14 protein-coding genes (1 of these 14 running past the window's edge) are annotated in these 16412 nt (G+C 39.8%); all 14 read right to left on the bottom strand.

Going from position 1 to position 16412, the window contains the following annotated elements:
• Positions 1–33: 33 nt before the first annotated feature.
• Positions 34–1581: a bifunctional phosphoribosylaminoimidazolecarboxamide formyltransferase/IMP cyclohydrolase gene (purH, locus tag EL097_RS02725; RefSeq protein ID WP_039994915.1), complete on the bottom strand. Its 1548-nt coding sequence runs from the start codon at positions 1579–1581 to the stop codon at positions 34–36.
• Between the two features lie 630 nt (positions 1582–2211).
• Positions 2212–2766 carry a phosphoribosylglycinamide formyltransferase gene (purN, locus tag EL097_RS02735; RefSeq protein ID WP_003045995.1) on the bottom strand — a complete coding sequence of 185 codons (555 nt, stop codon included), beginning with the start codon at positions 2764–2766 and terminating at the stop codon, positions 2212–2214.
• Entirely contained in the window at positions 2759–3787 is a 1029-nt protein-coding gene (purM, locus tag EL097_RS02740) for a phosphoribosylformylglycinamidine cyclo-ligase (RefSeq protein WP_003045992.1), read from the bottom strand. Before purM ends, purN begins: the two co-directional genes overlap by 8 nt.
• A 101-nt stretch (positions 3788–3888) precedes the next feature.
• Positions 3889–4035 carry a hypothetical protein gene (locus tag EL097_RS10550; RefSeq protein ID WP_003045990.1) on the bottom strand — a complete coding sequence of 49 codons (147 nt, stop codon included), beginning with the start codon at positions 4033–4035 and terminating at the stop codon, positions 3889–3891.
• A gap of 5 nt (positions 4036–4040) precedes the next feature.
• On the bottom strand, positions 4041–5495 hold the full coding sequence (gene purF, locus EL097_RS02745; RefSeq protein ID WP_003045988.1) for an amidophosphoribosyltransferase: 1455 nt from the start codon (positions 5493–5495) through the stop codon (positions 4041–4043).
• A 228-nt stretch (positions 5496–5723) separates the two neighbouring features.
• Entirely contained in the window at positions 5724–9449 is a 3726-nt protein-coding gene (locus EL097_RS02750; protein ID WP_003045986.1) for a phosphoribosylformylglycinamidine synthase, read from the bottom strand.
• A gap of 214 nt (positions 9450–9663) precedes the next feature.
• Positions 9664–10374 (bottom strand): phosphoribosylaminoimidazolesuccinocarboxamide synthase, encoded by a 711-nt coding sequence (gene purC / locus EL097_RS02755; RefSeq protein ID WP_003045984.1) that lies wholly within the window; start codon positions 10372–10374, stop codon positions 9664–9666.
• Between the two features lie 159 nt (positions 10375–10533).
• Entirely contained in the window at positions 10534–10776 is a 243-nt protein-coding gene (locus EL097_RS02760; RefSeq protein ID WP_003045880.1) for a phosphopantetheine-binding protein, read from the bottom strand.
• Entirely contained in the window at positions 10769–11776 is a 1008-nt protein-coding gene (gene plsX, locus EL097_RS02765) for a phosphate acyltransferase PlsX (RefSeq protein ID WP_003045878.1), read from the bottom strand. Before plsX ends, EL097_RS02760 begins: the two co-directional genes overlap by 8 nt.
• Positions 11777–11885: 109 nt before the next feature.
• Positions 11886–12650, bottom strand: coding sequence for a DNA repair protein RecO (gene recO / locus EL097_RS02770; RefSeq protein WP_003045876.1), 765 nt, complete (start codon positions 12648–12650; stop codon positions 11886–11888).
• 217 nt (positions 12651–12867) lie between these two features.
• Positions 12868–13830, bottom strand: coding sequence for a ribose-phosphate diphosphokinase (locus EL097_RS02775; protein ID WP_003045875.1), 963 nt, complete (start codon positions 13828–13830; stop codon positions 12868–12870).
• Positions 13831–14063: 233 nt separating this feature from the next.
• The gene (gene pcsB, locus EL097_RS02780) at positions 14064–15293 is read right to left on the bottom strand and encodes a peptidoglycan hydrolase PcsB (RefSeq protein ID WP_003045873.1); all 1230 of its coding nucleotides are present in this window, start codon (positions 15291–15293) and stop codon (positions 14064–14066) included.
• A gap of 95 nt (positions 15294–15388) precedes the next feature.
• The gene (mreD, locus tag EL097_RS02785) at positions 15389–15889 is read right to left on the bottom strand and encodes a rod shape-determining protein MreD (protein ID WP_003045872.1); all 501 of its coding nucleotides are present in this window, start codon (positions 15887–15889) and stop codon (positions 15389–15391) included.
• On the bottom strand, positions 15889–16412 hold the 3' portion of the coding sequence (gene mreC / locus EL097_RS02790) for a rod shape-determining protein MreC (protein WP_003045871.1). Its footprint extends 295 nt past the window's final position; the window shows 524 of its 819 coding nt (coding positions 296–819); its start codon lies beyond the right edge, outside the window — the gene reads right to left on this strand; the stop codon is at positions 15889–15891. The genes mreD and mreC overlap by 1 nt, the downstream gene beginning before the upstream one ends.

Here is a 16412-nt window from a genome sequence, read left to right on the forward strand (position 1 = left end):
GGTGTCGTTCTTAGTAAACGACACCTTTTTGCTTTAATGTCTAAAATGTCTGATGCCTGTAAACACCATTACCATTCCATGTTTATTGGCTGCGTCAATGGACTCTTGATCTCTGACCGAACCCCCTGGCTGGATAATCGCTTTAATTCCTGCGGCAGCAATTTCTTCAATATTATCTGCAAAAGGGAAGAAAGCATCCGATGCAAGAACGGCACCATCAAGATGCTCTTTAGCCTGATCAATGGCAATACGCACCGATGCCACACGATTGGTTTGACCTGGCCCCACACCTAAAGTCATGTGATCGTTAGTTACAATGATGCCATTTGACTTAACGTATTTAATGGCCTTCCAAGCAAATTCAAGAGCGGAGACTTCCTGTTCTGTCGGTTGACGATCCGTAACTACCTGCCAGTTGGCTGGATTTTCCTTGACAACATCTTGATTTTGAACCAGAAGCCCACCAACCACACCAGTGTACTCCGCCTCCACTTTACTCGCATCTTGCGCATCAAATGGCAACTCAAGAAGACGCAAATTTTTCTTTTTATGTGTCAGAATGGCTAGCGCTTCTGCTGTATAAGATGGTGCGATGATAATTTCTAGGAAAATAGGGTGCATCTTCTCGGCTGTGGCAGCATCTACTTCTCTATTAAGCACGACAATACCACCAAAGATAGAAACTGGGTCAGCCTCATAGCAGTAATCCCAAGCTGTTTCAATGGTTTCTGCCTGACCAATACCACATGGATTCATGTGCTTGAGAGCTACAACCGTCGGCTTATCTTTAAAATCACGAATAATTCGGATAGCCGCATCAGCATCACGAATATTATTAAAGGATAACTCTTTGCCATTTAATTGCTTGGCTGACGCAATCGAATACTCTGTGGGAATGGCTTTTTGGTAAAAATCAGCAGCTTGCTGTGGGTTTTCACCATAACGCATGGCCTGTTTGAGGTCATAGGTTAAAGTAAGTTTTTCTGGCTTACTTTCTCTGACTTGAGCTGTAAAGTATTCTGCAATCAAGGCATCATAGGCAGCTGTATGACGGAAAACTTTGGCTGCTAAACGTTGACGGCTTTCATAAGTTGTTTCACCTGTAGCCGCGAATTCTTCCAAAACAAGCGCATAGTCGGTCGGATCCACAACAACAGTTACACTGGCATGATTCTTTGCTGCTGAACGAAGCATGGATGGACCACCAATATCAATATTTTCCACTGCCAAATCATAGGTCACATCTGGTCGCAAAATGGTTTCCCTAAAGGGGTAAAGATTGACCACCACAAGATCTATAAGTTCGATCTGGTTATCACGCGCAGCCTGTAAATGACTTTCCACATCACGCCGTGCCAAAAGCCCTCCGTGAATGTTTGGATGAAGCGTCTTGACACGACCGTCCATCATTTCTGGGAATCTTGTCACATCATCAATAGCAATCGTTTTGATCCCTGCTTCATCAAGCACAAGCTTAGTTCCACCAGTTGAAATGAGTTCCCAGCCCAACTGCACCAAAACTCGAGCAAACTCAACAATGCACGTTTTATCAGATACACTAATCAGTGCACGTTTCATTATTTTTCTCCTCAATTTATGTTAATAATCCAATAATCACTACTATTATCAGCCCAAGTGTAGGAAGACCTACAACGATAAGCCCAAGGCTATTGACCCATACCATTATTCTATCTTTTAGCTAGTTAACCATTAGACAATAAAATAATAATCCGCAACAAACACCTAATGTGTTACATAATAAATCAGTCATTCCTATGGCTAAGACAAGCTGGAAACTTTCCTACAGTAAACCCAGTAAAAAACCCACTATTGTTATTTTTCTATGTATCTATTTCAAAACCAGTAACGGTAGGTGTAGACCAAGAGGAATAAAAACTAATACATTAAACCCCATTTCTACAAAATAATATCGCCATTGACAATCATTGGCTGATTAAAAGGAATCCAGCTAATCACATGAGTTTGCTGAAAAAAACGTAATAAACCCTAACTAAGTCTCAAATTTAAATAAAGTATGCCAAGTTAGTAATAATAACTAAAAATAAAATAATAAAAGCGTTAATTTTTAGACGTTAACAACACTTTACCTGCTTGGATACCAGTCAAGTAGCCCTTAACATCATTTAAATTCTAAAATTTTTTAGGAGTCAGTGTCAATGTATCAGTGATTGACTAACTGTCTAGGATTATCTATCTTCTTTCAACACCTAACCTATCCAAAACCTTTGGATAAAGCTCATATTCTGCCTCATGAATTCTTTTTTCAAAATTTTGAAAAGTATCATTAGCCAAGCGCGGCACACGCACCTGCTTGATAATCTCACCAGTATCAACACCACTATCCACCCAATGGATGGTAACACCTGATTGGGTGACTCCTGCTTGCCAAGCATCTTCTATGCCATGGGCACCCGGAAAGTCAGGTAGATAAGTTGGATGAATGTTGATGATTTGACCTTCGTAAGCCTCTAGTAAGGTTGGTCCAACAATTTTCATGTAACCCGCTAGACAGACCAAATCAATCTTATGTTCCTCAAGAAGCTGCACCACTTTTTCTTCGTAAGCAACTTTAGTCTCAAATTCGTTGAGTTCAAAAACGTAACTCTTCACACCAAGATTCTGAGCACGTTCAAGCACGTAAGCATCACGATGGTCTGAAAAAACAAATGCAACTGGAAAATTCTCAGCAATCACTTGAAAATTAGAGCCGTTTCCAGAAGCAAAGACGGCAATTTTGTTAGCCATTCGAAATCACCACACTAGCGCTAGTTTTTGTGACGACACGGCCGATCTTATAGACTGGTTCATCAAGTAGTTCTTTTACTCTATCCACATTTTCGGGATTAACTGCTAAAACAAGGCCTATTCCCATATTGAAGATGTCAAACATTTCCTCGTGTTTGATGTTGCCGTACTTTTCCAAAGCTTTAAAAATAGGTCGAACTGGAACCTTGCTCTCATCAATTTCAGCAGCTAGATTCTCAGCAAACATACGTGGAATATTCTCAGTGAAGCCGCCACCAGTGATATGAGCGATACCGTTAACCAATTCTCCCTTGATTAATGGTAGAACTGCTTTGACATAGATACGTGTGGGTTCAAGCAGAACCTCCTTAAGCATTTTGCCTTCAAGTTCAGGCAGCCTTTCATCACCAGTGTAATTCTCAAAAACACGGCGAACCAGCGAATAACCATTTGAATGAATACCGCTTGAAGCAAGTCCTAAAAGAATATCTCCTTCAGCTACTCTTGAGCCGTCAATGATTTGAGATTTTTCAGCAATTCCAACCGCAAAACCTGCTAAATCATAATCGTCTTCGCCATACATATCAGGCATCTCCGCAGTTTCGCCACCAATAAGGGCGCAACCTGCTTGAACACAACCTTCCGCTACACCTGCCACAACCTGCTCTAACTTAGCAGGTTCATTTTTACCAGTCGCAATATAGTCTAGGAAATAAAGTGGTTCCGCTCCAGCAGCGATAATGTCGTTAACACACATGGCCACACAGTCCTGGCCAATCGTATCGTGTTTTCCATATTTAATAGCCAACATAAGCTTGGTTCCCACACCGTCTGTACCGGAAATCAAAACTGGCTCTTTGGCACCCGTTTGACTGAGGTCAAACATACCTCCAAAACCACCCAGTGCTCCCATGACACCAGCTCGTTTCGTACGCACTACATGTTTTTTGATACGTTCTACAACCTCATAGCCAGCTTCAACGTCCACACCCGCGTTAGCGTATGCGTTTTTCTTTTCCATTTTGTCTCCTCTTGGTTGACAAGATTGTCAACTATCTGTAAAGTTCCCGTTTTATGTTCTTCTTGGAAATAGCTGCGCTACTTTTCCACTTTTTCTTTGAGTCATTTCCACATATCGTGATGCTGATAAGCGCTAAAATCTGAAATTGTTGCCAGTAACAAATCCTTGTCTCGTTTGCCTTGCCGTAACAAGTAAGACACAAGAGCGATGACAGCTCTAGTTTTCAAATGCTTCAGCAATTTGTCCATACAGCTTACTTCACTTTTTCAATGTAAAAACTGGTTTGTTCTTCCAAACTGCGCAAATATTCATCTTTATAATCATACAAAGGAGTTGGATACTCCCCATCAAAATAGGCCACGCAAAGACCTCCTTTTGGAGCGTCTGTATCAAGTCCAATAGCTTCAATCATACCATCTAAGGAGAGATATGTGAGACTGTCTGCTCCAATAATATCGCACACTTCTGCCGCGGTATGATTAGCTGAAATCAACTCACGGCGCGTTTGAATATCAATACCATAAAAGCAAGGGAATTTGAGTTCAGGACTACCGATTGCCACATGGACCTCTGTAGCGCCTGCTTCACGAAGCAAGTTAACAATGCGTCGCGATGTGGTTCCTCTCACAATAGAATCATCCACCATGACCACTCGTTTTCCTTTGACCACGCCCGACACCGCTGATAACTTCATGCGAACACCTTGTTCTCGCAATTCTTGGGTTGGTTGAATAAAGGTCCTCTGCGTGTATTGATTTTTGACCAGTCCCATTTCGTTTGGTAAACCGGATTCTTCAGCAAATCCCATGGCTGCCGATAAGGACGAGTTGGGAACACCAACAACAATATCAGCCTTATGTTGGAATTCCTGCGCCAGCCTTTTTCCCATCTGCTTACGAGCCGTATGAACATTCACACCATAGATGGTTGAATCAGGCCGAGCAAAATAGACGTATTCCATTGAACAAATCGCTAATTGGGTAGCTGTTGTGTACTGGTCATAAGTAATACCAGAATCATCAATAATAATTAATTCTCCCGGCTTTACATCACGGACCCACTGGGCTCCAATCACTTCAAACGCACAGGTTTCTGAAGAAACAACCCAAGCACCATTTTTCATTTGACCAATAGATAAAGGCCTGAAACCATTTGGATCAAGGGCAGCGATCAATTTATCCTCTGTCATAAGGAGGTAAGCAAAGCCCCCTTTAACAGTGTTGAGGGCTTCTTTGACCTTCCCAAGAAATGCTGGATGATGGCTTCGACGTATCAAATGCATCAAAATTTCAGTATCTGATGAGGCATTAAAAATAGCACCTTCTCGCTCTAATTCTTTTTTCAAGGAGAGCGCATTCGTCAAATTACCATTATGACAAAGCCCAAATTGGGCATTTGTAAACTGATAGAGAAAAGGCTGAATATTATCAATAGAAGCAGTACCAGCTGTGGCATAACGGACATGCCCAATGGCTGCCTGACCAGTTAACTGTTCTAAATCAGCCTGATTTTTAAAAACATCTGATAGCAGTCCCGTATCACGATGTTGATGCAGCTGTCCTTTATCATTAGAAATGATACCCGCACCTTCTTGGCCACGGTGTTGAAGACTGTGAAGTCCAAAATAGGTTACTTGAGCCGCTTGAGGGTGCCCCCATATTCCAAAGACACCACATTCTTCGTTAAGAGATTTTATTTCGTATGTCACTAAATGTCACACTTTCTGTTAATTTTTAAAGAATCTTAGACATTCTAGAATTCTTTTTTGCCAGTTCCCCTTGAGGATTGGGAAATCAGCAACCTCCCTACGGAGTTCTTTTCGTTATTATTAAATTCAAAGCCTCAGTTATTTCATGAAGATTAACTCAACTTAGGATAATCTTCCCTCTTATGGTTTCGACGGTTCAATCTAGCTTAACGCAATAGATCAAAAGGTTCACTTTCCTGTAAAATAACGAACCGCTGACTCAAAAAGTTTTTGGTCTTTATTTCCTGGAATATTTTGAAAAAGACCATCTTCCCAGCGTTCGGAATGTCCCATCTTCCCAATGATCTGGCCATTTCTACTTGTAATTCCTTCGATAGCATTCATCGAACCATTAGGATTGTATTTAGAATCCATACTTGGCTGACCATTCCCATCCACATACTGACTAAAAATTTGGCCATTGTCACGGAGCACTGCAAATTCTTCCGGTGTTACAATAAATTTACCCTCACCATGTGATACCGCAATAGCATGCACATCTCCGACATGAACACCAGCAAGCCAAGGCGAATTGGTATTGGCAATTCGTGTTTCCACCATCTTAGCCACGTGTTGATTAGCGTCATTATAAAAGAGAGTTGGTGATGTGTCACCTGCCTCGGCAAAATTGCCGTAAGGGAGAAGACCCGATTTGACAAGCGCTTGGAAGCCATTACAGATACCAATAAGCAGTCCACCTTTTTCGATAAAGCTGTCAATAGCAGAGCGAACTTTTTCATTAAGTAAGATATTGACGATAAATTTAGCCGAACCATCTGGCTCATCTGCGGCAGAAAAACCACCAGCAAAGAAAATGATATTTGCCTCCTTAATGTTATCAACCATAATATCAACCGACTGTTCAATAGCTGCTTGATTTAAGGTTACAAAAGGTACTAAATTGACATCAGCTCCTGCTTGTTCAAAGGCTTTAGCTGAATCATATTCTGAATTAGTTCCTGGGAATACTGGGATGTAAACCAGTGGTTTTTCAACGATTTCTTTTGTCCTAACCGCTACATCTGAAACCACAACAGGCACTTCTTCAAGTGCTTGACTTTGATGAAATGTTGTTGGGTAAACATCTTCTAATCTATCTTCAAAAGCAGCAAGGAGAACTTCTCCACCAAGGACTTGCCCATTAACAGTTAATGTAAAGTCAACAGTTGTCTCCCCAATTTTAATCGCATCAGCAATCTCTTGAGTAGATGTAAAGATAAAACCACCTAGCTGAGCTGTCAAGCTACTGTCAAGCTCTGCCAATTCCACAGTAGCACCAATACGATTTCCAAAAATAGCAAGCGCTAAGCTTTCAATAACACCACCATATTTAACTGCTGATGCGGAGGTGATGGTATAGCTGTCTTGAATAGCTGCAAATGTTTCAAAATTAGACTTAATGAGGTCAAAATCAATGTCTTCAGAGATGGCTTGACCAGGAATGTAGTAAATATATTGACCAGCCACTTTGAATTCAGGCGAAAGCACCCGTCGTGAATCTGCAGTCGTCACCCCGAAGGCAACTAGTGTCGGCGGGACTGTTAATTCTTCAAAGGTTCCAGACATGGAGTCTTTCCCACCAATGGATGGCAAGCCCAGTTGAAATTGTGCTTCAATAGAACCAAGCAGAGCTGAAACAGGTTGCCCAAAACGCTCCGCCTGCTTGTCCATACGCTCAAAATATTCTTGGTATGAAAAGCGAGCTTGAGACCAGTTTGCACCAGTCGCTACCAAACGAGCTGTCGCTTCAATGACAGCATAGGCTGCTCCGTGATATGGTGACCACTCTGCAATATAAGGATTGTATCCTTGAGCAATGGCTGAGGCTGTTGTCGTCACACCATGTTGAACAGGTAACTTTTGAACAGAAGCTTCTGTCGGTGTTATTTGATAACGTCCACCAATAGGGTGATTAATCGTTGAACGCCCGACAGAAGAATCAAAAATAGTTTGGAGACCTTTCTGAGAAGCGTGATTGAGGTCTGAAAGCACAGCAAGCGTATCTGTTTCAAGTGTTGCTATTGATGTCGTCCGTTTTTCTGGCAAGTTGACGGCCTTGTCAATGACTTTAGCATCAACAACGACACGGACACCATTAGTATCTAGAAAGCTCCGCTCAAGATCAACAATCGTTTGCCCATTCCAAGTCATCACAAGACTTGGTTTATCAGTAACCGTTGCTACAACGACAGCAGCAATATTTTCTTTAGCACATTCTGCAATAAAAACATCAGCATCTTCTAGACGGACAACCACTGCCATGCGCTCCTGTGATTCTGAAATAGCAATTTCAGTTCCATTAAGCCCTTGGTACTTGAGCGGCACCTTGTCCAAATCAATTTCTAGACCATCAGCCAGTTCACCGATGGCTACACAGACACCACCCGCACCAAAGTCATTTGATTTCTTGATAAGACGTGTCACCTTCCCATTTCGGAAAAGGCGTTGAATCTTACGCTCTTCAATGGCATTCCCTTTTTGAACTTCTGCACCAGCCGTTTCCACTGATGCCACCGTTTGGACTTTTGAAGAACCTGTTGCCCCACCGATACCATCACGTCCCGTTTTCCCACCAAGGAGAATGACCACATCACCAGCCACAGGTTTTTCACGGACCACATTTTCCTTCGGTACAGCACCGACCACAGCTCCTAGTTCCATGCGCTTAGCCACAAAACCTGGGTGGAAATATTCTTTGACATAGATTGTCGCAAGTCCGATTTGGTTCCCGTATGAAGAATAACCATGAGCTGCTATTTTTGAAATCACTTGTTGGGGCAATTTCCCAGCGCGCGTCTCTGCGATTGGTGTTGTAATATCACCTGCACCTGAAATACGCATGGCCTGATAAACATAGGAACGTCCTGACAATGGGTCACGAATAGCGCCACCAATACAAGTCGCCGCCCCACCAAATGGCTCAATTTCCGTTGGGTGATTATGGGTTTCGTTTTTAAACATGAGAAGCCACGGCTCTTTCATACCATCAACGTCCACATCTATTTCAACCGAACAAGCATTGATCTCGTCAGACACTTCCATATCGTCCAGACGGCCATTGGCACGCTCGTAACGACCAAAGATCGTTGCCATATCCATAAGCGTCTGCGGCTTGTCAGAACGCCCTAATTCATCTCGCATGGCAATGTATTTGTCATAGCTTGCTTGCAATTGCTTTTGAAACTTAGAAGCTGAGAAATCAATGTTTCTCAACTCAGTTTCAAAAGTCGTGTGACGACAATGATCAGACCAATAAGTATCTAAAACCCTCAATTCTGTTTCCGTTGGTACACGGCCAATGGATTTAAAATACTTCTGAATAAAGACAATATCATCAACTTCCATGGCCAAGCCCTGCTCAGCCTTATAGCCTGCCAACTCTTCCACCGTATAGGTCTCAAAAAAATCCAAAGTTGGAATCGTTTTATCTGACTCAGAAAAGTCATGTCGAACAATACTTTTTGTAATATCTTTAAAACGTGAATCAACCGGATTGAGCAGATAATTTTTGACTGCTTCCAACTCTGTTGCCAGAATATCCTTATTAACCAAATACAATTGAGCCGTATGAACGGTCACTTTACTGTTACTTCCAAGCAATAGCAGAGCTTCCTGAGCAGATACTGCTCGTTGGTCAAATTGTCCAGGTAAACTTTCAATAGCAAAGAAAGTATTATTAACCAGTTCTGTATTGATAGCATCCTCAGTCAAAACACAATCTGTCACCTGTTCAGAAAAAAGATGTTTCTCTGCTCGATCATACAAGTCCTCCGCCAAATCAAAAACATCATAAACTTGAATCATACGAAGTTTTGTCAAACTGGTTAATTGAAGATTGTGAGTCAATTCTTTAACAAGCGACTCTGATTTAATGCCAAAATTGGCTTTTTTCTCAACGAAAATACGTTTGTCCATTTTAGTTCCTTTAACTAGTGTATTGAATCCTTTTTTAACATAATGCAAACACAACCGACTTAATATGCAAAAATGCAAGTCCCCACTACTTGCTCCATTTTTAATTCTTGCTCATTCCAAAATTACCAAGGTCGGCATAGCTTGAAACCTCGAACCAATTATTTTAATCACAATAAAAAGGGGGAACAGTCTTTGATGACTAGACTTAAATAGCCTAATCTAATGTTTGCAATTTTTCTAAGACAGTCTCATAAACAGCTGTCAAACTACCTAGATTTCTACGAAAAACATCCTTATCCATGTGATGACCATCAGCATCCCAAAGACGACAGTTATCTGGTGAAAATTCATCAGCTAAAATAATCTTGCCATTCTTGGCAAACCCAAATTCCAATTTAAAATCTATCAATTGAAGGCCAACTTGTTTAAACCAGGAAGTGAGGTAATCATTGATACGACGGGTTTCTGTCTTGATATAAGCAATATCCTCTTTACTAGCAATCTTTAAAAAGCTAATGTGTTCATCATTAATGAATGGGTCGTCCAACTCATCCTTTTTATAATAGAATTCAATAATAGGTGTCTCTAAAACAAGTCCCTCTTCAATGCCAAACCGTTTTGAAAATGACCCGGCTGCCACATTACGCAACACAACCTCTAAGGGAATAATATCAACTTTTTTCATTAATTGTTCGGTTTCTGACAAACGCTTTAAAAAATGTGTGGCCACACCAACAGTATTTAGTTTTTCAAAAATCAAAGAAGAGATGGCATTATTTAACCGCCCCTTCCCTTCAATCATCTCCTTACGAGCACCATTGAGCATCGTTGCTTGATCTTTGTAAACCGACAAAATCACATGCTCATCTTCTGTGGTATAAAGGTCCTTTGCTTTACCTGAATAAATAAGTTGGTTAGCCTTCATATTGTTCGCCTTTCACGCTATTTTTATTTAAGAATAACATAATAAAACTAATTGTTCAAGTTTTTATTTACGTTGCAAAGATATAACGCTTTGAAAGTTCGTTTTTTGTTGAAATTGCAGGCATAATAAAAAGAGCTTTCGCTCTTTTTAATCTGATTGTTAAGCCAAACGCTTAACCAAATAATCTAGCATATCCCCCATAGAGACCATATTATCAACATCTTCATCTGGAATAGCAATATGAAATTCGTCCTCGATATTAATCACAAATTCAACCAATTCAATAGAGTCAACGGCTAAATCATCTTTTAAACTAGTCTCTTCCGTAATAGCTATGTCTAAATGACTTCTTTGCTTTTGGATTAGTGCAACTAATTTTTCTAAAATAGCTTCTCTAGTCATTATTTTCAACCTCCTTAGCAAATTCATCTACCAATTGTCCCACAACATTTGTCTCTAGCATGGTGCGCACTTGTTTAATTGTTGAAAAAATAGCCTTGGCATCACTAGAGCCATGTGATTTCACAACAGGTGCTCTCAAACCAAATAAGACAGCACCACCAGCGCTAGAATAATCTAAAGAATTCTTCATCTCATAAAGACTATCTTTCAAGAGAAGGGCACCTATTTTTGCTTTCAGACCACCTGACTTAATAGCCTGCTTGAGTTGTCCCATAATACTCATCGCAGTCCCCTCCATGGATTTCAACACAGCGTTTCCTGTGAAACCATCTGCCACTACAACATCCGCAACACCTGACATCAAATCACGCGCCTCGACATTACCAACAAAGGTTAAACTATCATCTGCAGCCAAAAGGTCATAAGTTTCCTTACGAAGTGAATCTCCTTTTGTAGCCTCAGTTCCATTGTTTAATAGACCAACACGAGGCTTAGCAATCCCACGTACATTCTTAGCATAGAAAGAACCTAAAATAGCATATTGATGCAAATGAGCTGCCGTATTTTCAGCATTGGCACCCAAATCTAGCATATCAAATCCTTTACCACTTGTTGTTGGAATCGTTGACAACAATCCTGGGCGATCAACACCCTTGATACGACCCACAACAAATAAGCCTGCTGCTAACAGCGCACCAGTGTTCCCTGCTGAGAGAATAGCTTCTGCCTGACCTTCTTTTACAGCCTTAGCAGCTAAAACCATTGAAGCCTGTTTTTTCCGACGAATAGCTTTTGCAGGCTCATCATCTGAATGAATTTTCTCGTCTGTATGAATAACAGAAACACGGTCCGACTGAACAAGATAAGCATCAATCTTGGATTGATCACCGTAAAGTTGAATTTCAATATCTGAAAAAGTTTCTATCGCCTGATTAACACCTTCAACGATGGCTTTGGGAGCGTTATCACCGCCCATAGCATCTATTGCAATTTTCTTCATTTTTGCTCCTTTGGTTCTAACTCTTAACCTTAATAGCCTATTAATAATGTCATTATTATAGCACATTCTAGGCATAATTCCCATCGAAGGCCAAGTCAATATCCCTTCGTTAATCCTTTTGTTTCATAATGTTACCCCATTTACTCAAATCGTCAATAAAGATCTTGCTTTTCAACTGAAGCCCTACATAATCGTGATACAATTCATCAATAAAATGACGAAGCTTTCTTTTCATATCATCCTTCAAAGAAATGGTCCTTAACTCCTCAAACTGAATGGTTTGAAAACGATCTAACAAATAAATCACATTGGGATCTAGATGATTACGACGTTCATCTTTATGATAATGTTCTGGACAAAGCACTCCTGAATACTGATGTGAAAAATCAAATGGCAGACCCACACGATGACAAAAAGCACAGTCATGAAAATTAATGCTAATTCCAAACCGTTCTAACACTTGAACTTCAAAAATATTGGTTAAAATCTCATAATCTAACCCCTCTTCCATCAAATCAAGGGTCTTTTTCAAAAAAGCAAATAAATGAGGATCAGGTTCATTGTCCGAAATAGCAGCATCTGCCAAAGCCACCACATAGCTTGCATAAGATAGTCGAAAGAGATCTTCATTAATGTACCGATAAGTATCCACCTGATTATAATCATTAATGTAGGAAAGACCTGACTCATTTAACTTAAAGATAAAGTCAGCAACAGTCAAGGGCTGAACCACCGAAGCAAGTTTAGAACGACTAATATGTTTTACGAAAAACATGCGTTTCCCAGCCGTCTCCGTAAAAATCTTGACCAATTTATCATCTTCCCGATAATTCCTATTAAAAAGGACAATCCCCAAAGACTCGTTTAACTGCATTTTCCCCGCCAACTCTTTTTTTGCCTTTAGCCCTCTCTACAAGAGCAGTCGATATAGCTCTTATTATACCCAAAATCTCGAAAAATTGCATGACTCATCCAGAATTCCTCGACCTTATTAAACTTCAACTGAAAGAATAGCAGAGCTCCTTGACAAAATCTCAGTCAGTTAAAAAACAAAAAAAGCCTAAGAGCTATCATCTCAGGCTTCATTAAGCTTAATTCCCCATCTCAAATAAGGGGGACAATGGACGTTTTTCATGAATACGAATAATGGCTTCTGCAACCAAATCTGCAATCGAAATTTGTTCAATCTTGTCAATTAAACGTTCTTCTGGAAGGTAAATAGTATCAAGAACAATTAATTTTTCAATAGCTGATCGTTGGATATTATCAAGCGCTGGTCCAGAAAGCACTGGGTGCGTACATGAGGCATAAACAGCTGTTGCACCAGCCTCAGCAAGAGCATCTGCCGCATGACAAATAGTCCCTGCTGTATCGATCATATCATCAATCAAGATACATTTCTTACCTTCAACATTACCGATAATATTCATGACCTCACTAGTATTCATCTTATCCACACTACGGCGTTTGTCAATAATTGCAATTGGTGTTTGGAGGAATTGTGCCAATTTACGAGCACGCGTCACACCGCCATGGTCAGGACTAACAACAACAACATCTTCACCCACCAGACCATGACGATCAAAATAATCTGCAATTAACGGAGCACCCATTAAGTGATCAACAGGAATATCAAAGAACCCTTGAATTTGAGCAGCATGCAAATCAACCGTTAATAAGCGATCAACACCAGCAACTTCTAACATATTAGCAACTAATTTAGAAGTAATCGGTTCACGAGAACGTGCTTTACGGTCTTGACGTGCATAACCATAGTAAGGCATTACAACTGAAATCTTTTCTGCACTAGCACGTTTTAAGGCATCAACCATAATCAGGATTTCCATCAAGTTATCATTGACCGGTGAACTAGTTGATTGCAAAATAAAGACGTGATGACCACGAATCGATTCTTCAATGTTTACTTGAATTTCACCATCTGAAAATTGGCGAACAGTAGACTTCCCAAGTTGAATCCCCATTGCAGACGCAACTTTTTCTGCTAATTCCTTGTTTGACGATAAGGCAAACAATTTTAAATCAGAATAAGACATTTTTTCCTCCAAAGTTTTAATCCTATACCATTTTAACGTTTTTCAGGCGAATTATCAAATAAAATTAAAAAATTGACTTAAGGTAGACAAAATTGCTCATTTCTTAATTCAAACTTTTTCCACAACTTAGCTAGAAACACAATAACTTTTTAACACCAAAGTTAAGTAAAAAATACAATCATATAAAAAGGCTGGACATAAAAATTCCAACCTTAATCATTTATCATAATGAATTAGCGTGGCAAAATGTAAACGGCACCAGTTGGGTTAAACCAACCTCGGTAATCGTTAATATACATGTTGCCTGCATAGTTTGATTCCATAACTCGGATATTAGATGCACTTTGGACTTGTGACACATAAGCAACGTGACCATAACCACCATCATTCCAAACAGCAATTGCACCAGGAACTGGTGTACTACTTACAGTAAAGCCTTGTGCTTGAGCACTGGCAGCCCATTGTCCACCGTTACCCCAGTTATTACCAGCCCAAGGTGCAAGCGATTTAACTCCCCAAGTACATTGTCCAACTGGATAAGTGTTAGAAGAATCATAAGAAACTTGTGGTCTCACAACAGGCGCTACTGGAGTTACAGTAGGCGCTACAACTGCTGAAGGAGCAGGAGTCATAGGAGCTGGTTCACTAGCACTGCTGGTTTGTGAAGCTGAAGGCACTTCTGCTACTGGAATAATAGCAGATTTCGCTGCTTCAACAGAAGCTGCTTGTTGTGCTGCTTCCTCTTGTGCTTTAGCTTGTGCTGCTTGTTGTGCTGCCAACGCTTCAGCCGCTGCTTGTTGTGCTGCTGCTTGTCGGTTAAGTAAGCTTGCTTTTTCATCCTCAGCAGAAGCGAGTTGAATTGCTAAGTTAACTTTAGCAACTTCTAAATCTGCTTGTTGCGTACGTAAAGCATTTTGATTTTCTCTAATCGTTGCCATATTGGCAGCAATTGTATTAATAGCTGCTTGGTTTGCATCTTGTTTTTCTTGAATAGCTGCTTGGTCTGCCTTTTGTTGTTCTAACATTTTTTCATTAGCTGAAACAACTTCACGAATAGCAACCAAACGGTTGATAACATCTGAAATTGATTTAGAATTCAAAAGAGTGTTAATATAACTTGATGTTACATGACCTTTTTGAGCGCTACGCGCTTGATTTTTTAATTTTTCATTGCGAACAATAATTTTATTTGCAAGTGCTTGAATTTCTTGTTCAAATTGTGAAGACTGTGCCTCAAGTTCAGCGTTTTTTGCTGCCAACTCGTCTTGTTGAGATTGCAAAGAACTTACTTGAGCCTGTAATGCTGAAACTTGGTTTTGTGCAGCTTGTTGCTCTGCAGTTAGAGTTGAGATAATAGAATTTTGCGCTGCAATCTTCGTACTAAAATCTTCCGCTCCTACTGTCGTAGCTGCTCCAAGGGTCACACCACTTACAAGAACTGCTGATAAAATTCCTTTTTTCATAATTAAAAAACTACTCCTTTTCGATAAGACACCTTATATTTTACCAGAAAATCAAGCTTTTAATGTTACGTGATTGTTACAGTTATATGTAATAATCAATAAAATTGATTTATTATTTTTTTGCGAAAGCAAAAGGCAAGAAAAACATTAAAAATAAGAGTTGGCACCATTTGAAAGGTCATCACATAAGAAAGTTCTAAATAGGTTAAATGGAATAATTGTGCCAAGAAAAAACTCAGGAAATCCACAAGAAAAATAGCAATCAAAAAAAGTAGGATGAATTGCCCAAAAGTCATCTTACCTGACAGTTGCTTTCCTAACCAAAAAACAAAAACAGTAGTTATTGGCAAAGCGAGTAAATAAAGACCCAAAAAATCAAAGTAATAAAAATCAAATAGCAAACCAAAAAAGAAAGTTAAAATTAGCGGTAAAAATAAAGACCTCGAAGACAAGATAAAAAGCAATAAGACCAACAAAAATAAATGCGAAGTAACACCATAAGGTCCACTAAAATAAAGGGTAATAATCTCAGATAATTGAGTATCCAGAAAAAAAGTTAAAAATATAAAAAAACTGATAAATAGTGATCTCTTCATTACTTTTCAATCCCAACAACCAGAACATTATCTAGATGATCAAAATCAGCAAACAATTTAATCAATAGCTGCCGTTTCAATTTATCTGATGAATTCTTAAATCCAATTACTTTACCAACGGGAAGATTGGCTTGAGTTTCCCCATCTAAACCACTCGTATAAACTTTAGCACCTAGATCAATAGCCTCATTACTATTAAACTCACTAGCCAGCATTCGTTTCTCCTCAATCTGAAAATATTTCAAATTGCCATAGATAATCTTATTCTTATCCACAATCTTAATAGGTATATTGACCTCTTTTCCACATGTTAATAACTCAACACGAGCTGCCTGTCGGTTGGCAGAAGTCACTTTACCGATAATTCCTTCCCCAGATAGCACTAAGGAATTTGGTTGCAACACTTTTTTAGCGGTTTTAATCTGTAACGAATCGTACCATTGATATGGGTTGCGAGAGATAACTTCCGCCGATACCCACTTATCCACAGTAGCACTCAAAGACAGTAAATTTTTTAATCTTT

It is taken from the genome of Streptococcus canis (assembly GCF_900636575.1).
Classification (GTDB): domain Bacteria; phylum Bacillota; class Bacilli; order Lactobacillales; family Streptococcaceae; genus Streptococcus; species Streptococcus canis.